Source organism: Bacillus sp. FSL H8-0492 (genome assembly GCF_038006145.1).
Taxonomy (GTDB): domain Bacteria; phylum Bacillota; class Bacilli; order Bacillales; family Bacillaceae_G; genus Bacillus_A; species Bacillus_A mycoides.
This window is the reverse complement of record NZ_JBBOUP010000001.1, coordinates 4,996,856-5,020,106: the sequence shown is the minus strand read 5'-3', so window position 1 is coordinate 5,020,106 and position 23,251 is coordinate 4,996,856. Positions and strand designations below refer to the sequence as shown.

Sequence of the window (23,251 nt, the reverse complement as noted above, 5' to 3'; positions counted from 1 at the left end):
TGACAGGGCGAACGTAAGCGAGGAAGTGCATTATGCCATCAGGAAGAACGCATACGAAAATAAACTTAATATCCCTTCCGGTTGTTTTGTTTATGCTCTTTTCGTATGGATTAACAAGTTTTGATTTTTTATTAACTTTTGCAATTGGCTTTTTAGTAGGTACTTCATTTTTAACACCGGATTTAGATACGTACAGTAATGCGTATAATAAATGGGGATTCCTCCGCATTTTTTGGTATCCATATAGGAGCGTAATGCCCCATCGTTCCTTCTTCACACATACGATTATAATTGGTGATATTATTCGTATTGCATACATGTTAATCGTGTTTTCTCCGTTTTTATTCCTATTAAATATAATCGCATTCGGTGGAAATTTAATAGAAATTGCGAAGGAACACGAGGTTGAAATTGTAACGTTTGTAATGGGGATTGTTGTGGCGAGTACGCTCCACATTATAGCGGATAAAGCGAATACGCGCCGCAAGAAAATGATGAGAAAAAAGAAGAAACGCAGAAGATAAAAAACCGTCCCAAAAGGTATTTTGGGACGGTTTTTTTGTTATTAATAGGTAGGTTATTCTTGTCGTATTTTGTAGTTAAGTCGATATTCCTTGTCGAATCGCCGATAAAATTTCATTTACGATCATGCGACATCAATTTTTGGACAGTTCCTTTTTAATCAAACGTTTGTTTAAAACTAAGCTTTCAGTACCTTAATACCTTTCACGATATTCCAAATAAAGTAGTATAAGCTAATGATCCCGCAAATACATAAGACGATGATTGCTCCAATTCCAAGTGTTACGTCTGGTTGATCAGATCCGATGCCCATAATTCCTAAAATAACTAATCCAATAAATGTTGCGATACTTGGAATAATGTGTGTCCATAGAGCACGTTTCGCATGTGGTTTCGTTTCAGAATCGCCCACAATCCACACGATAATAGGGAATAAGATAGGCGCAAATAATACACTAAAGTATGATAAAGCTGCTAATATTTTGTTTCCGTTCATATATATCACCTCATAAGTAATGTTCGTTGTTATACCTTTAGTATGCAGTAGATTTGGCGAGCTTCCTATCGATTAACATTACAAGAACGTGACGTTTTTGTAAGATTTTCTGTTTCAAATGATGAAATTTTCAAAAAAATCTTTTTAAATGAAAATTGTTGTGATAAAATTATTGAAAACGTTTTCTTGAACGTTTTATATTTTTTAGACTTAAAGGTATGATGACCTGGTAGTCTATTGATAAGGTTATATCTTATTTAAAAGGGGATTCTTTAGGGGGAGAGAACAATGAACACATGGACACAAGTTTACGATCCGTTCGGTAACATTTGGATTTCGGCAGCAGTCGCACTTATTCCAATCATATTTTTTTTCTTAGCTTTAGCGGTTTTCCGCATGAAGGGGTATGTGGCAGGATTTATTACAGTTGTATTAACGATTTTGGTGGCGTTATTTGCGTATAAAATGCCATTCACAATGGCAATGGCAGCGACCGGATACGGTTTCTTATACGGATTATGGCCAATTGCGTGGATTATCATTATGTCAGTATTTTTATATAAAATTTCTGTGAAAACAGGTCAATTTGATGTCATTCGTGCATCTGTATTATCCATTACGAATGACCATCGTTTACTCGTTATTTTAATCGGATTTTCATTTGGAGCATTTTTGGAAGGGGCAGCAGGATTTGGTGCACCAGTAGCGATTACGGCAGCGCTTCTGGCAGGCCTTGGGTTAAATCCTTTATATGCAGCAGGTCTTTGTTTAATCGCAAATACTGCACCAGTAGCGTTCGGAGCGATGGGGATTCCGATTACAGTTGCTGGACAAGTAACAGGCATTGATCCGCATAAAATTGGACAAATGGCTGGGCATCAATTACCGTTCTTATCTTTATTTGTTCCGTTCTTTATCGTATTTTTAATGGATGGCTTTAAAGGAGTAAAACAAACGTGGCCTGCTTTATTTGTAGCGGGTAGTTCATTTGCAATTACACAGTTCATTACAGCGACGTTTTTAGGGCCAGAACTTCCGGATATTACGTCAGCGCTAGTAAGTTTAGTAAGTTTATCGCTATTTTTAAAAGTTTGGCAGCCGAAAGAAATTTATCAAACTAAGCAAGCGAATAGTGAAGTAGCCGCGGCGACGACAACGACATCTATGCCGAAACTAACAGTAGGAAAAGTAGTAAAAGCGTGGTCTCCGTTCATTATTTTGACTGTGATGGTAGTCATCTGGAGCCAGAGTTTCTTTAAAGCGTTATTCGCTCCGGGCGGCGCTTTAGAAAGTCTCGTATTTAAATTTGAAGTTCCAAGCTTGCACAATTTAGTAATGAAGGCAGAGCCGATTGTAAATAAACCAACACCTTATGAAGCAATCTTGAAATTAGATATTTTATCAGCGACTGGAACAGCAATTTTAATTGCTTGTATCATTTCTATCTTTATTTTAAAAATGAGTGCAAAAGATGCAGTAGCAACATTTAAAGAAACGTTAAACGAACTAAAAATGCCAATTCTATCTATTGGATTCGTATTAGGATTTGCATTTATCGCAAACTATTCTGGTTTATCTTCTACATTAGCGTTAGCACTTGCAGGAACTGGCGGACTATTCCCGTTCTTCTCGCCATTCTTAGGATGGATTGGCGTATTCTTAACAGGATCAGATACGTCAGCGAACGCACTGTTCTCGAATTTACAAGCAATTACAGCGCAGCAAGTCGGTGTATCTGAAGTGCTTCTTGTTGCAGCAAATACAACGGGCGGTGTAACAGGTAAAATGATTTCTCCGCAATCAATTGCGATTGCTTGTGCGGCAGTTGGACTTGCTGGGAAAGAGTCAGATTTGTTCCGTTTTACATTGAAGCATAGTTTATTCTTCGTTACTATTGTTGGGATTATGACGTATGTGCAGGCTTATTATTTAACTTGGATGATTCCGTAAACAACAAAAGAAATAAACTTTGCATTTTTCAGATTATAGTGTATGATGGGAAAGTATTGAAAATTAAATCAGTGATAAACTAGGGGTGCCTAACGTATGCGTAGGCTGAGAGAGAAGCGTGTGAACTTCTTAACCCTTTGGACCTGATCTGGCTCGTACCAGCGTAGGGAAGTTAACGGCTTTACATAATTATGTCTTTATGAGCCAGGTCCTTATTCTTTTATGGACCTGGCTCTTTTTATTTTGGCATGCGCTGGCCATATCTCGTCCTTGTCACGAACAGGGGGGCAACAAAGGTTATGAAACAGTCTGTTTCAGCTGAGCAAATTGAATTGAAATCGAGTTTACCAGGAAGTAAGAAAGTGTATGTGGATGGAACACGTGAAGGTATGAAAGTACCAATGCGCGAGATTGAACAAAGCGATACGAACGGTGTTCAAAATCCGCCAATCCGTGTGTATGATACGAGTGGACCTTATACAGATCCAGAGTATAAAGTGGAGCTGGAAAAAGGGTTGCAGGCGCCGCGCCACTCTTGGACCTTGGGGCGTGGTGATGTGGAAGCTTATGAAGGACGCGAAATTAAACCTGAGGATGACGGTGTGAAAGTAGCTTCAAAACATACACCTGTTTTCCCACAAATGGATCGTAAGCCGCTTAGAGCGAAGCAAGGTGCAAATGTTTCGCAAATGCATTATGCGCGTAATGGCATTATTACGTCTGAGATGGAATATGTTGCGATTCGTGAAGGGGTAGAGCCTGAATTTGTTCGTAAGGAGATTGCAGAAGGTCGTGCGATTTTGCCGGCGAACATTAACCATCCTGAAGCGGAACCGATGATAATTGGACGTAATTTTCACGTGAAGGTAAATGCAAATATCGGAAACTCTGCTGTATCGTCTTCTATTGCAGAAGAAGTAGAGAAGATGACGTGGGCGACTCGCTGGGGTGCAGATACGATTATGGATTTATCTACAGGTAAAAACATTCATACAACACGTGAGTGGATTATTCGTAATGCTCCGGTACCAGTTGGAACTGTGCCAATTTATCAAGCGCTTGAAAAAGTAAACGGAATTGCAGAAGATTTAACGTGGGAAGTATATCGTGATACGTTAATTGAGCAGGCGGAGCAAGGCGTTGATTACTTCACGATTCACGCTGGTGTATTACTTCGTTACATTCCAATTACTGCAAAGCGTATGACAGGTATTGTTTCGCGCGGTGGTTCGATTATGGCGCAGTGGTGTTTATTCCATCATAAAGAAAACTTCCTATATACTCACTTTGAAGAGATTTGTGAAATTATGAAGCAGTACGATGTTTCGTTTTCTCTTGGAGATGGATTACGTCCAGGTTCTATTGCAGATGCAAATGACGAAGCGCAGTTTTCTGAGCTTGAGACACTTGGTGAATTAACAAAAATCGCTTGGAAACATGATGTGCAAGTTATGATTGAAGGACCTGGGCATGTACCGATGCATTTAATTAAAGAAAATATGGAGAAAGAACTTGATATTTGTCAGGGTGCGCCGTTCTATACACTTGGGCCGTTAACGACAGATATTGCACCAGGTTATGATCATATTACTTCAGCGATTGGTGCTGCGATGATCGGCTGGTTTGGAACGGCGATGCTTTGTTATGTAACCCCGAAAGAACATTTAGGTTTACCGAACAAAGATGATGTTCGCGAAGGGGTTATTACGTACAAAATCGCTGCGCATGCAGCCGATCTTGCGAAAGGGCATAAAACGGCTCATCAGCGTGATGATGCACTTTCAAAAGCACGATTTGAATTCCGTTGGCGCGACCAATTTAATTTATCTTTAGATCCTGAACGCGCGATGGAGTACCATGATGAAACGTTGCCAGCAGAAGGGGCGAAAACAGCGCATTTCTGTTCAATGTGTGGCCCAAAGTTTTGTAGTATGAGAATTTCACATGATATTCGTGAATATGCGAAAGAAAATGACTTAGAAACGACAGAAGCAATTGAAAAAGGAATGAAAGAGAAAGCGGTAGAATTCAAAGAAACTGGTAGTCACTTATATCAATAACACGTTACACCTCTTTACTTGATTGATCACACTGTACCTAACTTAAATATAGAAGAAGCCCCCTTTGCTAAGACGGTAGCAAAGGGGGCTTCTGTCGTCTATCCCGCTATTTGTGGGCAGTAAAACTCCCACCTCAAAATTCGGCTGGAGCAAAGAAGTTAGGTGGGAGATAAACTGCCCGTAAACGCCCGATTGGTGCGGGCTAATAATCAGTGGGGGATGAACACCTACCCACCTTATAAAGTTTCACTTTATAAGGTGAAGAATAATTGTACCCAGTAGTATAAGAGGAATAATGTGACGACTGTTGTGAGTGGGATTACGATGAGAGATACGCTTAAATAATCTTTCCATTTCACTTTAATTTTGTTTTGTCTTAAGATATACATCCAAATGAGGGAAGCTAGTGTACCGATTGGTAATAATAGTGAACCGATGTCACTACCGATGATATTTGCGAGATAGATAGTTTTTAATGTGACTGGATCTAGTCCCATTTCTGTTAGTGTGATTGTACCAATCATAAGTGCAGGGTGGTTATTGAAGACGTTAGAGAGGAGGGAAACGAGTCCGCCCATTGCAAAGCTGGCATAGAGTAGATGCTGACTTACAACTGGTTCGAGCCAACTTACAAGTGCCGCTGTTAACCCTGCGTTATGAAGCCCGTAAATAATTACATACATAGAGAAAGCGAAAATTAAAATGTGCCACGGTGTCTTTTTCAAAATATCGACTGGGTTTGTTCGTAAGTAGTACCATCTCCAGATGAGAAGAACGAGTGAACCGAGTACGGCAACGATTTCGATTGGAATCGATAAGAAGGATGCAACGAATAGAAGACAGCGCATAAGGAAAACGAAGCCTAATACTTTTAACATGAATTTCGTACGTTTTTGTTTCGTATTAACAGAATTTTGTCCTTTTAACGGATGGAAGTTTTTCGTGAAGAAAATTTCTTCAATATCATATGAAGAAACAGGCAATCTTTCTGGAATTTTTTTCTTTAAAACTGTATACATGAGCCATGACATAAACAGTAGCCCTAATGTTGCAGGTACAAACATCATAGCTGTATGCATATAAAGAGTCATATTAACAATATTTAATGCGATTAAGTTTACGATATTACTTACACCGATTGGTGCACTAGATGCAGTGGCAATTAAAGCACCGCTTAATAAATAAGGGATTTGTTGATGAGGTTTTAATTGAAGGTTTTTCAGAAGTAAAATCAAAATCGGTGTTGTAATTAAAATACTACCGTCATTATTAAATAAAAGAGTCATAAGAAAACATAGTAATTGAATGTACCAGTATAGGCGTCGTCCGGAACCTTTCGCTAAATTTGCGAGCTTCGCTGCGGACCAGTGGAAGAAGCCGAAGCTTTCTAATATAACCGCCATAACGATGGTCGCTAATATCGTTATAGAGGCACCGCCGATTTTACTTATAATGTCCATGACGTCTGGTTTTGATACAAGTCCAGTAATGAGGATAATGCTAGCGCCGACTGCTGCCGGCCACGCCTCATTTAAACCACGAGGTCGCCAAAAGATAACAATCATCGTTAAGAAGAATACAATAATAGTAATCCATATTTCAATGCTCATATTTAACCTACCTTTCTATTTTCCCTTGAACAAATGTAGCTTGTCTCAAGTTTATATAGCATTATATTCAAAAGAAAATAAGAAGAACTAGGCATCTACCTTAATCTAGTGAATATGTGTATTTTGAGCAATAAGGCAAGTATAAGGGGTAGTGTAATAACTATTAGGAGAGGAGTCTAATAAATTAGGGGCATTCTATGTGTGAATGCCCCTAATTTACTATTTTTCCTTTAAAAATGTTCGATCTTTTAAGAATAAATTCCAGAAGAAAATAAATCCTGGTAGTAAAATTGCAATCCCGATTGCGTAAAGAATAAGAAGTGCATAGAATGTTTCGACCGTCGTAAAGCTTGTAAATACAGTTACGTCCGGGTAAATGATATAAGGTAAATGGGCGACGCCGTAAGCGTAGCTTGCAAATGCATATTGAGCGACGACAGCTAAAACTGCAATGCGAGGAAAGCCTAGTGTGCCATATTTCTTATTTGTCCACCAAAGGGAAGAGTATCCGATAACAAATAAAATGATAGAGACTGTAAACCATGGGAATTGCTTTATTAGTCCTTGCATAAGCCAGTGTGTTCCAGGGTCCATTACAACGAGAGCGATAATAGCAGTCACGAGCGTTGCAGGACCAAGTATGATGGCATTTCTTCTATAAATTCGGTACGTATCTTCAGAACCTTGTTCCCTAGCAAAATCAGCAAGAAAGAGAGATGATAGAAATAGTTCCGAAGTTAGTCCGAAGAGCATATAACAATAAATAACGGGACTAGAAAGAAGTTTTCCGTAAAGGAGCACTTCTTTTCCTTCAGACATCGTAATATAGGCACCTTCTGTAACTGGTAGAACGGTAATTAATAGAGCTGGGATTAAGAGCCCGGTAATACCTGAAATAATCCGAAGAAGGTGTTGGTATTTTGGCAGGGAGTAAGCAAATACCATAAATGTACTACGAATCGCAACGAGTACTAAAATTAACATAACTGGTACAAACATAACGGTTGCAAGGGTAAAGGCCGCTTTTGGGAAGAAACCGAGAAAAGCAACGACGACAAAGACAAGAAACGTATTCGTTACTTCCCAAGTTGGTGATAAGTACCGATTAGCAAGCTTGGCAGCAAGCGTCGGGTGTTTAGCGTATACCATGCCCCAAAAACCAGCTCCAAAATCAATAGACCCTAGTATGCTATATACGAAAATAAGAGCCCATAAGATGATGATTGCAATGCTTTCCTCATGCACGAGAATCGCCTCCTTCGTGATGTAAATCATTCTTTAACGGATGTTTCTTAAAGAATGTCCGTAGTACAAAGACTGTTAAAATACCGAGTCCGATATATAAAATGATGAATAAAACAAATAAAGGACCGACGAAATCAGCGCGCGTAGAAGCATCTACCGTGCGTTGCATGCCATAAATTGTCCATGGCTGACGACCACTACAACTAAAAATCCATCCGAATTCAATACCGAGCAACATAACGGGTCCACAGGCGGCAGCTCCCCAAAGAAGCCACTTCGGTAACTCTACTCCTTTTTTTCGGTAAACAAAGTACCAATATAAGAGGGCAATAGCTGCAACTGCAAAGGTAAAGGCAGCGGTGCCGACCATTAAATTGAACAGTGTATGTGTGTAAAATGGTGGCCATGTTTCTTGCGGGAATTCCTTTAGACCTTTTACAACGGTGTTAGGGTCTAGTCCCACTAATAAGCTAAGCATGTTCGGAATTTCAAGGGCATAGTTTAGTTCAAGTGTGTTAGGGTCCACAACCCCGCCAATCGATAAAGGCGCGTGTGATGTCGTTTCAAACAAAGCTTCAGCAGATGCTAGTTTCTCAGGTGAATGTTTATGTAAGGCAATAGCAGATTCATGTCCTGAAAGCCACATCGTAGCACCTGTGATAAATGTAATGACAAGCCCTAACAGTAATCCTTTTTTATGGTAAGCAATTTCACGAGCACTTAAATTTTTCTTTAATAATTTAAATCCAGCGATAGAAGCAATAACAGCTGCTCCAGTTGTATAGGCCGTAATAACGACGTGGAATGCACTTGTGCCAAAGCTTGGATTAAAGAAAGCTTTCCACGGATCAACGTTAAAAACTGAGCCATCTGGATTCATTGAAAAGCCCGCAGGTGTATTCATCCATGTGTTTGCCGATGTAATAAGCACGGCAGATGCAGTGGCGCCAATCATAACGAAAAATAGCGAGATTAATCTCATAACTGGAGGCAGTTTATCAGCCGCATATACGTAAATAGACATGAATAAAGCCTCTAAAAAGAAGGCGAAAATCTCAATTTGAAACGGAACGGAAATAACTTGCCCAACAATTTTGGCGAAACCAGGCCAAAGAAGTGAAATTTGTACACCAACAATTGTTCCAGTTGGAATTGCTACACCGAGAAGGATAGCAAAAGCCTTTGTCCATCTTTTTGCCATAATGGCATAGTCGGAATCTTTCTTCCAGTGATAGAGTATTTCACTTATAAAAATCATTAAAGAAAGCCCGACTCCAAGCGTTGCAAAGATAATGTGGAATGCTAATGAAGAACCAAAAAATGCCCTTGCTAATGTTACGGTATCCATATGTATACTCCCCTTCTTTTTGCCATTATTTTCTGATTGAATTGGAAAATTTATTCAAAAAACTACCAAAAATATATATGTATTTAAAAAATGAGTACGGTAATATAGTGTTTAAATATTCTAAAAAGAAAGAAATTGATATTTGGTAATATTTTATTTGTTTTTTAGGGCTGAATCTTTTATAATCTTTTATGCGAACGTAAGTTCTATTTCCGGGATGAAGAAGTTTATGTGAAATGGAGAGGGTGTTTTATGTATCCTGAAGTCATTAAAAAGATGGCATTTTCAAGAGAGCATAGAGATTTATTATTAAAGTTGTATAATAAAGAAATTACGCGTCGTGAATATGATCGACTTGTGGAATCGCTATATAGACCTTCTAAAGAGGCTTGCGAAGGTTAAGGTGAGAGAGACAATCTAAAGGATTGTCTTTTTTATATTTGCGTATGCTCTGGTAAAATTAAGGTTAGCCTTAAAAGGAGGTGAAAAGCTTGCGAAAACGTTTATATATAGGGATTGGGGTTATTCTCTTAATCGCTTTAGGTGGAGTTGTATTTTGGTCAGCTTTACAAGGAAATCGTACCGAGCATTTTATTTTACGACATATGGTGAATGAAAATGGAACACTTGCAACGTATCGCTTAGAGGATACAAAGGCAGGTAAGGGTGAAGCGAAGGGCCGTGAAGCTTTATCAGAATCTGCAGGGTTATGGCTACAATATACACTTGATAAAGATGATCAAGCTTTATTTGATGAACAAGTGAAGGTTATTCAAAATAACTTTGTACACAAGGATCGCATCGTTATATGGAAAATCTCTGAAAAGGGAGAAATGCAGTCAGCTACTAATGCACTTATCGATGATCTTCGTATTATAGAACAATTATATCGTGCTTATGAAATGTACAAGGAAGATCGCTATAAAAACCTTGCAGATCAATTGAGTGATTCTGTACTTCGTTATAATAAAAAAGGTAATTATTACGTTGATTATTATGATGCAGATACAGGAAAACAAAATAACTTTGCAACAACATCTTACATAAATCCGCATGCATTCTCTTATATGAAAAAGTATGGAAAAATTTCTGCACAGCAGTATCAGGAAGTTGTTCAGTTTTTAGCGGATTATCCAAGGCAGGGCTGGGCATTCCCGAAAGAGTATAAAGATGATGGGACATTTACGTACGATAAAGAAGTGAATCTTATTGACCAATCATACGTCGCTTATCATCGTAGTTTAGGCGGTCTTTCATCAGATGCTTATTTGGAATTTATAAAGAAGAAATTTCGCGAAGACGGAAAGTTATATGGTCGTTATAACTTAGAAACGGGAAAACAAGCTGTGAACTATGAATCACCAGCATCTTACGGATTAACAATTTTGTACGTACTACAAACAGGTGATACAAAGTTTGCGAAGGAATTGTATGAGCGGATGACTACATTCCGAAATGATAATGTATTTAGTAGATATTATGGTGGATATGTAACAGGTGAGAATAATAATACACATATTTTCGATAACGTATTGCCGCTTTTAGCGGAAATGGAATTGGATAAGAGTAAAAAATAGAAGGTGCCACCCTATGGGGATGGTACCTTTTATTTGTGTCGTTATTTGTTTGTAAAGCGATATAATTTTACGCCCTAATATTGGAGAAGTAATCAATCACGAATTCACGAAATTGCTGGGCGGTGTTTGATAAATAGCGCTTCTTCGACCAACTTAAGCCGATAGTTCGTTCGCAATTAGGTTCAATAATACGTAACTTATTTGATGCTAAAGTAGAGTTTTTTAATAAAGTTAAACTTGGGACAAAGGCGATGCCAAGACCCTGCTTAATGAGATCGCTAATCACGGTTGGTTCATCTACTTCAAAAGCGATATGTGGAGTGAAACCAGCTTTTTTACAAAATTCATCTGTTAAGTACCGAAATCCGTAACCAGTGTTCATACTAATAAACGATTCGTCTTTTACTTCATGCAAATAGATACTTTCGCGGTTTGATAACCGATGTCCTGAAGGAACAGCTAAGAAAATTTCTTCTGTGATAAGTGGTTCCCAAACCATTTCCTCGCCTTCAATTGGTACAGAGGAGATACAAAAATCAATTTCCATATTATCTAGTTGCCGTTTCATAGAAGGAGTAGATGCGAGAAATTGTTGGAATCGAACGTTAGGGTGTTCTAGTAAAAAAGAACCGAGTAACTCGGGTAATATTCTTGGAATAGAAACTGCAAGTGTAATAGAGCCTTGTTGTAATTCAGCTAAATCTTTAATTTCGCGTTCCCCTTCACTCAATTCATGAAAAATGCGTTCTACTCGTTTTAAAAATACTTTGCCGAAAGAGTTTAATGTAATCTGTCGACCTTGGCGATCAAATAAGGGGACGCCTAAGTCCTTTTCTAGTCTAGCGATTGTTTTACTGAGTGAAGGCTGCGCGATATGCAATTCTTCAGCTGCTTTTGTCATATGTTCTAGTCGTGCGACTGTCTGAAAGTATTTTAATTGAAGAAGTTCCACTTCGAATCTCCTTTCTATAGACCAAAAGGAATGAATTGATAATTAAAGATGTATTATACAGTATGGAAAGTGACGTGTATAGTAAATCTGTTAAACCATTCGAAGGGTGTTAAATTAGGAGAAGGAGTATGTTTCATGAAGGGAATTCAACTTATATTTAAAGATTGGAAGGCGATGTGGAACCATAAACATGGACGTATCGCTTTAATTTTTTTATTAATCGTTCCTTTAATTTATTCAGGATTCTTCTTAGCTGGATATTGGGATCCGTACGGAAAATTATCTAAATTACCTGTTGCAGTTGTTAATTTAGATAAGGGTGCTGTGATGGATGAAAAAAAAATCCAGGCTGGAGACGATTTTGTTAAAAATTTAAAAGAGAATAAGGAATTGGCGTTTCATTTCGTATCAGAAAAAGATGCTGATGAAGGGCTAAAAGAAGATAAGTATTATATGGTGGTTACGATTCCGGAGGAGTTCTCTAAAAAGGTAAGTACACTAATGGATGAGAAACCAGAGCCGGCGAGGCTGCAGTACAAAGTAAATCCAGGTAAAAACTTTGTAGCAGCTCAAATTGGAACGACAGCTGTTGAAAATATGAAAACAAAAATTTCAAATAGCATTACGAAATCTTATACAGAAGGTGTCTTTTCAAAGTTTCAAGATTTGGCACAAGGGTTGAGTGATGCAAGTAATGGCGCTGAGAAGTTACATGAAGGAACGACGGATGCAAAAAATGGGGCGAATCAGCTTGCAGATGGTATTCATCGTTTAAGTGATGGAACAGTGAAATTAAAAGAAGGAAGTGATAAGCTTGCTTCTAGCCAATCTGCCTTAAGTGGCGGTGCAAATGAGCTGAGTCAAGGAGCGATCTCACTTCATAGTGGTATGGAGTTATTAGCTCAAGGTGAAAAAACTTTACAATCAGGGGTTAGTGAATTAAGTGCTGGTACAAATGAATGGGTGAACGGAAGTGAGAAACTTGCTGAAGGGCAAGTGAAAGCGGACGATGCAGCAAATAGTGTAAAACAACAATTAGAAGAGTATGTGAAAAGTCATCCAGAAGTGCAGCAAGATCCTGCTTTTCAAAAGATCATTGCTACTTCTAACGGATTAGCTAAAGCAACAAACACTTTAAATAATAGCCAACAACAATTGACACAAGGTGCGCGGAAGCTTACTGATGGTCAGCATAAGATTGAGGAAGGCATGAATACATTCGGAGTTAAGTTAAACGAAGCTACCGCTGGAACGAAAAAGATAGCAGATGGTACTTCGAATTTAGCTGATGGATTTACGAAGTGGGGAAATGGATTTACATCATTACAAGAAGGTGTAAATCACCTTGCGAGTGGTGGAACAGAGCTGAATCATGGTGCTGATAAGTTAACGAACGGACTTGTTAAACTTGACGATGGTGCGAAAGAACTTTCTACGAAATTGGGAGAGGGCGCAGAGAAGATAGCGGATGTTCGCAATGATGATGCACGCAATACGATGTTCTCAGAGCCGGTTCAATTAGTGAAGTCGACAGTTTCTGATGTGCCTAACTACGGTTCAGGTATTGCACCATACTTTTTATCACTGGCATTTTATGTTGGCGGAATTATGGCATCGAATATTTTACCTCTTGGCCGTAGACAAAATATGAAGGTAAGCGGAACAGTACATTTTATTAATAAACTAGGATTGGTATATTTAATTGGACTTATTCAAGCATTACTTGTGGATGTGGTTGTGCTAGGAGTTATGAAATTAGAAGTTGCAAGTGTATCACTCTTTGTTTTATCAAGTATTGTTATTTCCTTTACGTTCATGACATTTATTCTTATGTTAGTAACGGTATTCGGCATTGTTGGGAAGTTCGCAGCGGTAACGCTTCTCGTTCTTCAATTAGCGACGAGCGGAGGTACTTTCCCAGGAGAGTTAAATATAGCTGTTCTTAGCAAAATTGGACAGTTTCTCCCAATGTCTCATTCTCTTAGAGGATTACAAGATGTTATCTCTTTAGGAGATTGGTCGCAATTACGAATGCAAATTTTAATTTTATTATGCTATCTCGTTGTCGCTGGTGGAATCACATGGGTTACGAGTCATATACAGCATAAGGAAACGAATGCAGAGCAAGTTTCTTAAAATGAAAAAAGCTATCCGATTTTTCCGGATAGCTTTTTCTTATTTCTTTTCCATAACCGCAAAGTAATTACTTTCATTATCAGCGAAGTTAAAAGCTCTACCAGTAGGTAAATCTACAACTTGTCCAACTGTAACATTTTTCTCAGAAAGATCTTTATACAGTTGATCTAAGTTATTAGAGAAGAACATAAGTGAAGGGGTATTTAAGTTTAATTCAGGTTGCATCTTCGCAATTAACGCCTTATCGTGAAGGACGATGCTTGTTCCAGCTTCTTTTGCCGGCGCAATTTCAATCCAGCGAAATCCTTGACCGTTATTTTCTTCCGCAACGATTTGGAATCCTACTGTTTCTGTCCAAAATTGTACTGAGTCATCTTGGTTATTTACATATAACATAATTTGTCCAATTTGATTAATCATAGGTGTGTCCTACTTTCTTTTCTTATATGAAATACTATTATATCAAATATATGGTTTAAATACTTTTTCATGATTTTTCCGAATGGCAATCTTCGCCCATCTCATATTTGTCGTAGGGGAAGGCCCTGTAACCCACGTGTGAAATGGTAGTATGCTACCAATGACCATTGCTGAAATAGAGATTGTGGTCGTTAATATAAATAGTAATAGGCTATATAATATTGTGTTTTCTTGCAGTGCGAATAAGGAAAGAAATTTTGTACATAGTTGCAAGAAGAAAAAATGAGCTAAATAAGCGCCATACGTGTAATTCCCGATAAAACGTAAAGCTTTATATAAGAAACCACGTCGCTGTACAATTGTAATAGATAACACGTACAGTATCATAATTTCACAAACAATATATAAAAACATGGACGGTTTTAAATAAGTAGAAACCGTTAAATGAATAGAATTGGCGCCGTAAAAACTAAATAACTCATAATTGATGAATAAAAATAAGATGAAAAATAGTATTGTGATAAGCGGAATATGTTTCATGACAAATATACGCCAAGTTTTTAATGATACAGCAGCTATTCCTCCCATGACGAAATAGAATGAGTAGAAGAAGAAGGAACGATCTGTATAATGTAAAATGGTTGAACTAGTCAGTTTCTCTCCATTAAAAATGTAGTGAGAAGAGTACCACATTAAGAAGAAATATAGACAAGCGAAAATGGTCATATATTTATATATGTCTTTTTTATTTTCTGTTCGTTTTTGAAACCAATAAAATAGTGTGCATAGTAACGGGAACAATAAGTGAATTTGGAACATCATAATAACGTACCAAAGATGAGGTGCAGCTGTTCCGAGTAATAAACTTTTTATTCCGCCTTGTAGTGTAATGACATCGTTTGTTGTTAATAGGTAAAGAATAGACCAGAAGAAATAAGGAATGAGTAAATGTGCGGCTTTTTCATAAATATATTCTCTGTAAACGAGTTGCTTCGTATATAGCCGAATTAAATGGAAGCCGACGATAAATATGAATGCAGGTGCTGAAAATTTTGCAAGATTAAATAGCATGCCCATAATGAGGGATTGCTCGAGTAAGACATTTCCTTGATTCATTGTATATAATAAGGAACTTTGCAAAACGACAGCAAGAAATGCAATGCTTTGCAAAACTTTGAATTCTGGTGCGCTTTGAGTCATTGTATCCATCTCCTTTTCCATACATGATTATAGTACGGATAATAGATAATGGATGTGGAATGTTTGTGAAGATTATAACAAAATTGTGGCGGGATGGGATTATATTGACGTTTCGACAAATAACAACAAGAAAGAGGATGCTCAAAGCGAGCATCCTCTTTCTATATATTAAGCAAATTTATTTTTGATCCAGTTTTTACCTTCTACAAGGCGAGCTGTCATTACGGCACAAGCGTTATCTCCTGTTACGTTTAACACTGTTGCAGGAGGATCGATGATTGTACTAATTGCTGCGATAATTGGCAATGCTTCTGGTGGGAATCCGTATAGAGAAACGATTAACATTTCACCAATCATACCCCCGCCCGGAATAGCACCCATTACTGTTCCTACTAATAGAGAAACAACAAGTGCAATTGCTAATGTTTTCGGTCCTTCGAATTCCATGTTGAAAATACCGAATAAGAAAGCAATTTTCAATACCCCGCCTAAAACAGATCCGTCTTTATGAAGTGTAGATCCAAGAAGGACAACTGTTTCACGAACGTCAGAAGAAATACCCATTTTCTTCGTTGCTTCTAAGTTCGCTGGAATACTTGCGGCACTACTACAAGTTGCAAGTGATGTAACTGTAGGAGAGACCATGTTCTTCCAAAATACTTGTACACCTTGTTTGCGACCTGCAAGGTACGCATAGAATGTAAAGAATACAAAGAAGTAAATAAGAGAAGCTGGATAGTATACCATTGCTGCTCGGAAGTAAGTTCCAAGAAGTTGTGGTCCGAATTCACCAACTAATGCTGCGAAGTAGGCAGCTAGTCCGATTGGAGCGTAGTACATAATGAAAGATACGACTTTCATTGAAATTTCTGCACCAGCTTGTAGGAATGTAGCGAATGGTTTCCCTTTTTCACCAACTGCTGAAGTTGCAACCCCCATTAAGATAGAGAAGAAAATAAGAGCTAGCATGTTCTCGCGAGATAGTAACTTTGAAAAGTCTGATACTGTTATGATACCGACAATTTGATCAGCAACACTAACTGCTTTTTCAGCTTTATCAGGCTGCGTTAGTTCTAATACAACACCTTGTGCTGGCGGGAATACTTTCACGATAATAATCATAAAAATAGCAGCTAAAATACTTGTAAATAAGAAAGTTCCAGCCATACTAGACATAATTTTACCGAAACGTTTTAATCCATCCATATTAGCAATAGATGACGCGATGCTAAAGAACACTAACGGTACAACAATCGTAAACATTAAGTTTAAGAAAATGTCACCAAGCGGCTTTAAAGCAACTGCATCGGCACCCATGAAATAGCCAATGAAACCACCAATTAGGATAGAAGATAATAAAATAAGCGGAAAGCGATATGCCTTCATAAATATATCCTCCTATCGATTATAAAAAATCATACTGAATCATTATAGCGAGTTAGAGACTTCTTTACTAGGAAAATACGGATAGATGGAATAGCGTGAAAACCGAGAAATTTTTGTTTTTAAGCTCGGCATACAGTTAGAAATCTAGACATATATATTTGTAACCTAGTGTTGGCAAGGGCTACACCATAACTTAGGTTTGGAAAAAGGGGGAGGGGAGCGAGATGAATATTTTACTTTGCTGTGCAGCGGGAATGTCTTCCAGTTTGATTGTTACAAAAATGGAGAAAGCAGCTGAGGCAAGAGGGATACAGGTAAAGGTTTGGGCAGTATCAGGTTCAGAAGTGCGAAATCATATTGATACTGCAGATGTACTTTTACTTGGACCGCAAGTACGTTATTTATTACCGAAAATGAAAGAATTATGTAAGGAGAAGGGAATACCTGTTGATGTCATTCAATCTGTCCATTACGGACTTTGTAATGGAGAAGCTATCTTGCAAGCAGCTTTGTTAATGAAACCATGAGGAGAGTGAGATAGATGATAGGGTTTTTAGAGAAATATGTGATGCCAGTGGCAGGAAAGGTTGCAGAACAGAGACATTTGCAAGCGATTCGTGATGGAATTGTTTTAACGATGCCTTTCTTAATTATTGGATCATTTTTCCTTATTATTAGTGCATTACCAATACCAGGATATAATGATTTTATGGCAGGTTTATTTGGTGAGAATTGGCAGAGGGCTTTAGGGTATCCAGTTAGTGCAACTTTTAATATAATGGCTTTAATAGCTGTTTTTGGAATCGCTTACAGACTTGGAGAATATTATAAAGTGGACGCTTTAGCATCCGGAGCATTGTCGCTTGTGACGTTTTTACTTGCAACACCATTCCAAGTTATGTATATGATACCAAATACGAAAGAAAGTATACTTGTAGATGGAGTTATACCAGCTGCGTTAATGGGAAGCCAAGGGTTGTTTGTAGCGATGATTATTGCAATTATATCTACTGAACTTTATCGGTTTATTGTACAAAAAAAGATGATTATAAAGATGCCGGAGACAGTTCCACCAGCTGTGACACGTTCATTTGCGGCACTTGTTCCAGGTTTTATTGTTGTAACGGTTATTTGGATTTTGCGCTTAATTATAGAAAATACTTCTTTTGGCAGTATCCATAATATTGTGGGGCAAATTTTACAGGAACCACTTAGTGTACTTGGTGCTAGTCTTTGGGGCGCAATAATAGCAGTTATTCTCGTTCATGTTCTTTGGTCGTGTGGAATTCATGGTGCTACTATTGTTGGTGGTGTAATGAGCCCCGTTTGGTTGTCGTTAATGGATCAAAACCGAGTTGCTTTCCAAGCAGGGCAAGATGTACCGAATACGATTACTGCACAGTTCTTTGATTTATGGATTTATATGGGCGGTTCTGGTGCAACACTCGCTTTAGTTGTAGGAATGTTACTATTTGCGCGAAGTCAGCAATTGAAAAGTTTAGGGCGATTATCGATTGCACCAGGTATTTTTAATATTAATGAAATGGTGACTTTCGGTATGCCGATAGTAATGAACCCGCTTTTACTTATTCCATTTATACTTGTACCAGTTGTTTTAACGATTGTTTCTTATTTTGCAATGGAATGGGGATGGGTTGCACGTCCGAGCGGAGCTGCTGTACCTTGGACTACACCTATTCTTTTTAGTGGATATTTAGGATCAGGCGGGAAAATTTCAGGGGTTATTTTACAGCTCATTAACTTTGCACTTGCATTTCTTATTTATTTTCCATTCTTAAAAATATGGGATAAACAAAAAGTAGCGGAAGAAAAGGGGGAGTAAAGAACTAAAATGGATACGATAGAGACGAAAGCTTTTCACTTAATTTTGCATGGTGGTAATGCGAGAAGCTGCTCAATGGAAGCAATTGATTGCGCAAAGCGCGGTGAATTTCAGGAAGCAGAAGCGAAACTACAAGAAGCTTTAAATGAATTGCAAGAGGCGCATCGCTTACAAACAGAACTCATACAGAAAGAGGCTGCCGGGGAAAAAACCGAAGTTACCCTTTTGATGGTGCATGCACAAGATCATTTAATGAACGCAATTACGGTGAAGGAATTGGCGAGTGAGTTTGTAGAATTATATAGGAAGATGTCGGTGGATGAATGAACCTTGCTTAGGCAAAGTTTTTTTATGTATGTGTCCGTACCATCAGTGGAGTGTTTGTTCCACTGATGGTATTTACAATCCTCCTTTTTACGGATGAGTAAGAGTGATAATTAATCGGCAGTAATAATCTCTCCTGTACCACGAATTAGTTTTTTTATATGCATCTCATTTGGTCTTAATATACTTACGATATAATCAATCGCTATTTGCGGTTCAACGGTCGTACCGCACGTATAACAGTCGATGGCTGCAAAGTTTTTTTCTGGATAAGTGTGAATTGAAAGGTGGCTTTCGGATAGTAAAACTAAAACAGTAACGCCATGCGGATCGAATTCTTTTGTACTTACGTTTAAAATATGGGCACCAGAGCAATCTGCAGCGTTAACTAAATGATATTCTAAAAAGTGAACATCATCTAATAGGGAAAAGTCCACTCCCCATAAATCTACTATTATATGCTTACCAAAAGTAGAATATTCCATAGGGTAGCACTCCTTACTATAATATTGTCAAAACTCCATTTCCTTTTTGTAACATTGATGTAGGATAAGATTCGATTCTGAGTTTAAAAGAGCGAGATTACGTTGTTCTAAATATTCTTCTTTAAATTGAAACAAAGGAGAAAGAAGAGAAGGTAATGTTCGAGGAGTTGGTATTACATATAATTGCTCAATTTGATCGAGTACATAGGCAGAATTAGCAGCAATATGAAATCCCCAGTCAGTTCCGAAAGAAGGAACGATTGTATGATAACTTTTCACAGTTAATCCAGCATGTTCAATAGTGTTACCGATGCTCCAATATACTAGAGGTGCATCAGCAGGTGAATTAGATTGGCAGACGAACGCACCATCTTCTGTTAAAAACGTAGCTATACGAGCAAAAAGTTCGCTTGTATATAAAGTACTTAATAACTCTGTCGCTGGATCAGGGAAATCAATGATGATTACATCGTATAAAGATGAAGGTGAATTTAGAAATTCTTTTGCATCGCATACGTGCACGTTCACGCGATTATCAAAAAAAGCGTTTTTGTTTAAAGATACTATTTCTGGAACATTACGTGCCATATTAATCATTGCCTCGTCTAAATCAACAAGGTCTACGTGTAGCACAGTTTCATATTTCAAAACTTCTCGTAAGGCAAGACCATCGCCACCACCTAATATGAGAACGCGTTTTGGATCAATTACTTTTGCCATAATCGGATGTACAAGCGCTTCATGATAAATTTGCTCATCAACGGAGCTGAATTGTAGTTGCTTGTCCAAGTATAAGCGAACATCGTTTACTTGGACTAAATTAATATTTTGATAATTACTCTTTTCTTCAAATAAATTCGTATGTTCACCAGCTTGTATTTCCTTTAGAGAAATTTCATCCCACACATCTAAGCTGTGTGAATCTGTGGGTACTATAATTACATTTTCCGATTGTACTTGCTTATCGTCTTCATCCTCGTCGTGTTTATCAGGTCTGTCTTGTTTATCTTCAGTGTCCTGTCGATCTAGTGTATCCGTGTTGGAATTTAATTCAGAATCCTCTTCTTGTTTATACCATTTATTTTGAACCTGTATTCTATAAATCTTCATTCTATTCTTTTTTCTATGCTTTGGCATTGGAATCCCCTTTCAAAATACTTTATTTTATTCTATTCTATGTAATTTAATAGAGTTTGACTGGACTATAACTAGACGAGTGTCTTGAATAGGTATTTGTTTTGATTTGAGTTGAAATATTATATTTTTTGGCACTATATTTTCGCACTTTTAAAAAAATTAGTGTTTTTTTGTTTTAAATACAACTAGACAACTAAACACTAATCTATTTTCATACAGTTATGTGTTAAAAGTGAGGTGTTTTATAACACACTGTGTGTTTTTTTGGGGACACACTGATTGAAAGCGGTAACACATAAAGAAATCACTCGAAAAAACGCTGATTTTAGGCGTTTTGAAAAGTTGGCACGGTAATTGCATTAATAAATAGCGTAAAGAAAAATAAAAAACATAAATTTTTTATACCACACAAGGGGGATTTATAAATGAATATTTTATTATGTTGTTCAGCAGGGATGTCTACAAGTTTACTAGTTACAAAAATGGAAGCGGCTGCAAAAGCTCGTGGTCTAGAAGGTAAGATCTGGGCTGTATCTGGGGATGCAGTAAAAAACAATATCGATCAAGCAGACGTACTATTATTAGGACCGCAAGTTCGTTACATGCTTTCTACAATGAAAACGCTTGCCGATGAGAAAAACGTTGGAGTCGATGTTATTAACCCAATGCACTACGGCATGATGAATGGAGAAGCAGTTTTAGATCACGCATTAACACTAAAAAAATAATTAGGGGGGAAGCGAAATGCAAAAGTTTATTGCATTTATGGAGAAGTATATTGTTCCTGTCGCTGGTAAAATCGGATCGCAACGTCACTTAGCTGCGATCCGTGATGGATTTATTGCAGTTATGCCACTTATTTTAGTTGGTGCATTGGCATCACTAATTAATGGTTTTCCGTCTGAAGCTTTCCAAGAGTTCATGAAAGGTTTGTTTGGTGAAACGTGGAAACAAGTTGGCGGTGGAATGTGGACTGGTTCTTTCGCAATTCTAGCACTAATCATAGCATTTACAACAAGTTATAACTTAGCAAAATCTTACGGCGTTGATGGTTTGTCAGCAGGTATTATTTCATTTGGTGCGTTAATTATTCTTACGCCAACAACACCGAAAGAAGGCGGATTGAACTTAGCTTGGACAGGGGCACAAGGGCTATTCGTGGCAATTATCGTGGCACTCCTTGTTACTGAGGTATTCCGTTTCTTTGTACAAAGAAACATTACTTTTAAAATGCCTGATGGAGTACCACCAGCAGTTTTAAGATCTTTCGCAGCTATAGTTCCAGCATTTGTTATCTTAACAGTAGTTGCAGGTATTCAATTAGCAGTGAAATTAGCTGGTACAAGTGTTCATGAATTTATCTTTAATACGATTCAATCACCACTGCAAAGTTTAGCAGGGACATTACCAAGTGCAATTGTCATTGTACTCCTTGTTCATCTTCTTTGGTTCTTCGGTTTACATGGGCCAAATATCGTTGGTGGTATTATTGAGCCATTATACTTACCGGCATTAGAGAAAAATATGAAGTTATTCCAAGGTGGTACATCTGCATTTGATGTTCCAAACATTATTACAAAACCATTCTTTGATACTTTTGTATATCTTGGTGGTTCTGGTGCAACATTAGCGTTCTTAGTGGTCGTATTACTTGTAGCAAAAAGTGCACAATTACGCGGTGTATCTCGCTTATCAATTGGACCAGGTGCATTCAATATTAACGAACCAGTAATCTTTGGTACACCAATTATTTTAAATCCAATTTTATTCTTACCGTTTATCATAACACCAATCGTATTAGTAATTACTTCTTATACAGCGATATCTATTGGTTGGGTACCAAAAACAGTTGTGATGATTCCATGGGCAACACCACCAATTATTAGTGGTTATCTTGTAACGGGTGGACATTTCTCAGGTGCAGTTCTACAGTTATTCAACTTTGTAATTGCGATGGTAATCTACTATCCATTCGTTGTATTATCTGACCGTTCTGTTGTTCGTACTGAAAAAGCAGCAGCACAAGGAAATAACAACTCTGTACCTATGTAACATAGTAATTGTTCTCACAGGTAACATTATCTGTGAGAACAATCACCTTTATATCATGTTCATAAAGATGAGACCCATCTACAAGAACACCAAACTATCATTAATAAAATAATAATTTAATAGAAATGTTCAAACTGAAGGGGTATTTAAATCGGTTGAACCATAATAGAGAGGGCGGTAATTATGATGACTACAGCAGAACAAATTCCATTCCAATTAATTTTAAATAGTGGTAATGCACGAAGCTTTGCAATGGAGGCACTTCAATTTGCCAAACAGGGGAAAATGGCAGAAGCTGATGAAGCGATGGTAAAGGCGAAAGAAGCGATTAATGAAGCGCATCATTTCCAAACAGAGCTCATACAATCAGAAGCAAGAGGGGAAAAAACAGAGATTAGTGTTCTTTTAATTCATGCACAAGATCATTTAATGAATTCTATTACGGTAAAAGAATTAGCGGCAGAATTTATTGACCTTTATAAAAAGCTAGAAGCGAAAGGGGAATAAA

General features: G+C 37.7%; 22 protein-coding genes and 1 riboswitch. Of the genes, 12 read left to right on the top strand and 10 right to left on the bottom strand.

Translation table 11 applies throughout. The annotated features are described in order from the left end of the window. Positions 1 to 32: 32 nt before the first annotated feature. Positions 33 to 524, top strand: coding sequence for a metal-binding protein (locus tag MHH66_RS26010; protein ID WP_002089644.1), 492 nt, complete (start codon positions 33 to 35; stop codon positions 522 to 524). 176 nt (positions 525 to 700) lie between these two features. Here MHH66_RS26010 and MHH66_RS26005 read toward each other — a convergent pair whose 3' ends face one another. After that, a complete protein-coding gene (locus MHH66_RS26005) occupies positions 701 to 1,018 on the bottom strand; it encodes a DUF4870 domain-containing protein (RefSeq protein WP_002016181.1) in 318 nt (105 codons plus the stop codon). Positions 1,019 to 1,306: 288 nt separating this feature from the next. On the opposite strand from MHH66_RS26005, the gene lldP reads away from it, so the two are divergent. Beyond that, positions 1,307 to 2,968 carry an L-lactate permease gene (gene lldP, locus MHH66_RS26000; RefSeq protein WP_061688709.1) on the top strand — a complete coding sequence of 554 codons (1,662 nt, stop codon included), beginning with the start codon at positions 1,307 to 1,309 and terminating at the stop codon, positions 2,966 to 2,968. Between the two features lie 71 nt (positions 2,969 to 3,039). Continuing rightward, positions 3,040 to 3,155, top strand: a riboswitch (TPP riboswitch). A gap of 112 nt (positions 3,156 to 3,267) precedes the next feature. Beyond that, complete coding sequence (gene thiC, locus MHH66_RS25995; RefSeq protein WP_002068339.1) at positions 3,268 to 5,028, top strand: phosphomethylpyrimidine synthase ThiC; 1,761 nt, start codon at positions 3,268 to 3,270, stop codon at positions 5,026 to 5,028. Positions 5,029 to 5,279: 251 nt separating this feature from the next. Here thiC and MHH66_RS25990 read toward each other — a convergent pair whose 3' ends face one another. From MHH66_RS25990 to cydA, 3 genes are all read right to left on the bottom strand, one after another. Beyond that, on the bottom strand, positions 5,280 to 6,638 hold the full coding sequence (locus MHH66_RS25990; protein WP_002129967.1) for an arsenic transporter: 1,359 nt from the start codon (positions 6,636 to 6,638) through the stop codon (positions 5,280 to 5,282). Between the two features lie 219 nt (positions 6,639 to 6,857). Beyond that, the gene (locus MHH66_RS25985) at positions 6,858 to 7,883 is read right to left on the bottom strand and encodes a cytochrome d ubiquinol oxidase subunit II (protein WP_078184844.1); all 1,026 of its coding nucleotides are present in this window, start codon (positions 7,881 to 7,883) and stop codon (positions 6,858 to 6,860) included. Beyond that, positions 7,876 to 9,231, bottom strand: coding sequence for a cytochrome ubiquinol oxidase subunit I (gene cydA / locus MHH66_RS25980; RefSeq protein WP_078184843.1), 1,356 nt, complete (start codon positions 9,229 to 9,231; stop codon positions 7,876 to 7,878). The genes MHH66_RS25985 and cydA overlap by 8 nt, the downstream gene beginning before the upstream one ends. Before the next feature lie 252 nt (positions 9,232 to 9,483). Here cydA and MHH66_RS25975 point away from each other — a divergent pair, with 252 nt between their 5' ends. Together MHH66_RS25975 and MHH66_RS25970 are read left to right on the top strand one after the other, a co-directional pair. Beyond that, positions 9,484 to 9,633: a hypothetical protein gene (locus MHH66_RS25975; protein WP_002016173.1), complete on the top strand. Its 150-nt coding sequence runs from the start codon at positions 9,484 to 9,486 to the stop codon at positions 9,631 to 9,633. An 89-nt stretch (positions 9,634 to 9,722) separates the two neighbouring features. Beyond that, the gene (locus tag MHH66_RS25970) at positions 9,723 to 10,808 is read left to right on the top strand and encodes a hypothetical protein (RefSeq protein ID WP_002143777.1); all 1,086 of its coding nucleotides are present in this window, start codon (positions 9,723 to 9,725) and stop codon (positions 10,806 to 10,808) included. Positions 10,809 to 10,875: 67 nt separating this feature from the next. Here the strand turns inward: MHH66_RS25970 and MHH66_RS25965 are convergent, their stop codons facing one another. After that, positions 10,876 to 11,760, bottom strand: coding sequence for a LysR family transcriptional regulator (locus MHH66_RS25965; protein ID WP_078184842.1), 885 nt, complete (start codon positions 11,758 to 11,760; stop codon positions 10,876 to 10,878). Between the two features lie 135 nt (positions 11,761 to 11,895). Between MHH66_RS25965 and MHH66_RS25960 the strand changes: the two genes are divergently transcribed. Beyond that, the gene (locus MHH66_RS25960; protein ID WP_063219406.1) at positions 11,896 to 13,896 is read left to right on the top strand and encodes a YhgE/Pip family protein; all 2,001 of its coding nucleotides are present in this window, start codon (positions 11,896 to 11,898) and stop codon (positions 13,894 to 13,896) included. 39 nt (positions 13,897 to 13,935) lie between these two features. On the opposite strand, the gene MHH66_RS25955 is transcribed toward MHH66_RS25960, so the two are convergent. The 3 genes from MHH66_RS25955 to MHH66_RS25945 all read right to left on the bottom strand — a co-directional run bounded on the left by MHH66_RS25955 (position 13,936) and on the right by MHH66_RS25945 (position 16,902). Beyond that, positions 13,936 to 14,316 (bottom strand): VOC family protein, encoded by a 381-nt coding sequence (locus MHH66_RS25955; RefSeq protein WP_078184841.1) that lies wholly within the window; start codon positions 14,314 to 14,316, stop codon positions 13,936 to 13,938. A gap of 42 nt (positions 14,317 to 14,358) precedes the next feature. Next, on the bottom strand, positions 14,359 to 15,516 hold the full coding sequence (locus MHH66_RS25950; RefSeq protein WP_078184840.1) for an acyltransferase: 1,158 nt from the start codon (positions 15,514 to 15,516) through the stop codon (positions 14,359 to 14,361). A 168-nt stretch (positions 15,517 to 15,684) separates the two neighbouring features. Beyond that, positions 15,685 to 16,902, bottom strand: a complete 1,218-nt coding sequence (locus tag MHH66_RS25945) for a dicarboxylate/amino acid:cation symporter (protein WP_002016167.1) — start codon at positions 16,900 to 16,902, stop codon at positions 15,685 to 15,687. Positions 16,903 to 17,126: 224 nt separating this feature from the next. Between MHH66_RS25945 and MHH66_RS25940 the strand changes: the two genes are divergently transcribed. Genes MHH66_RS25940 through MHH66_RS25930 form a run of 3 tightly spaced genes read left to right on the top strand, consistent with a single transcriptional unit; the run spans position 17,127 to position 19,072 of the window. Then, on the top strand, positions 17,127 to 17,429 hold the full coding sequence (locus MHH66_RS25940; protein WP_078184839.1) for a PTS sugar transporter subunit IIB: 303 nt from the start codon (positions 17,127 to 17,129) through the stop codon (positions 17,427 to 17,429). 14 nt (positions 17,430 to 17,443) lie between these two features. After that, positions 17,444 to 18,745, top strand: a complete 1,302-nt coding sequence (gene celB / locus MHH66_RS25935) for a PTS cellobiose transporter subunit IIC (RefSeq protein ID WP_078184838.1) — start codon at positions 17,444 to 17,446, stop codon at positions 18,743 to 18,745. A gap of 9 nt (positions 18,746 to 18,754) precedes the next feature. Then, positions 18,755 to 19,072, top strand: coding sequence for a PTS lactose/cellobiose transporter subunit IIA (locus MHH66_RS25930; protein ID WP_002016162.1), 318 nt, complete (start codon positions 18,755 to 18,757; stop codon positions 19,070 to 19,072). A 110-nt stretch (positions 19,073 to 19,182) separates the two neighbouring features. Here MHH66_RS25930 and speD read toward each other — a convergent pair whose 3' ends face one another. After that, positions 19,183 to 19,554, bottom strand: a complete 372-nt coding sequence (speD, locus tag MHH66_RS25925; RefSeq protein ID WP_002191178.1) for an adenosylmethionine decarboxylase — start codon at positions 19,552 to 19,554, stop codon at positions 19,183 to 19,185. A 27-nt stretch (positions 19,555 to 19,581) separates the two neighbouring features. After that, positions 19,582 to 20,691, bottom strand: coding sequence for a polyamine aminopropyltransferase (locus tag MHH66_RS25920; protein ID WP_078184837.1), 1,110 nt, complete (start codon positions 20,689 to 20,691; stop codon positions 19,582 to 19,584). A 425-nt stretch (positions 20,692 to 21,116) separates the two neighbouring features. Between MHH66_RS25920 and MHH66_RS25915 the strand changes: the two genes are divergently transcribed. The 3 genes from MHH66_RS25915 to MHH66_RS25905 all read left to right on the top strand — a co-directional run bounded on the left by MHH66_RS25915 (position 21,117) and on the right by MHH66_RS25905 (position 23,250). After that, the gene (locus MHH66_RS25915) at positions 21,117 to 21,419 is read left to right on the top strand and encodes a PTS sugar transporter subunit IIB (protein ID WP_001023565.1); all 303 of its coding nucleotides are present in this window, start codon (positions 21,117 to 21,119) and stop codon (positions 21,417 to 21,419) included. Between the two features lie 16 nt (positions 21,420 to 21,435). Beyond that, on the top strand, positions 21,436 to 22,743 hold the full coding sequence (gene celB, locus MHH66_RS25910) for a PTS cellobiose transporter subunit IIC (RefSeq protein ID WP_002034742.1): 1,308 nt from the start codon (positions 21,436 to 21,438) through the stop codon (positions 22,741 to 22,743). A 183-nt stretch (positions 22,744 to 22,926) separates the two neighbouring features. Continuing rightward, positions 22,927 to 23,250, top strand: a complete 324-nt coding sequence (locus tag MHH66_RS25905) for a PTS lactose/cellobiose transporter subunit IIA (protein ID WP_000989054.1) — start codon at positions 22,927 to 22,929, stop codon at positions 23,248 to 23,250. Position 23,251 lies beyond the last annotated feature (1 nt).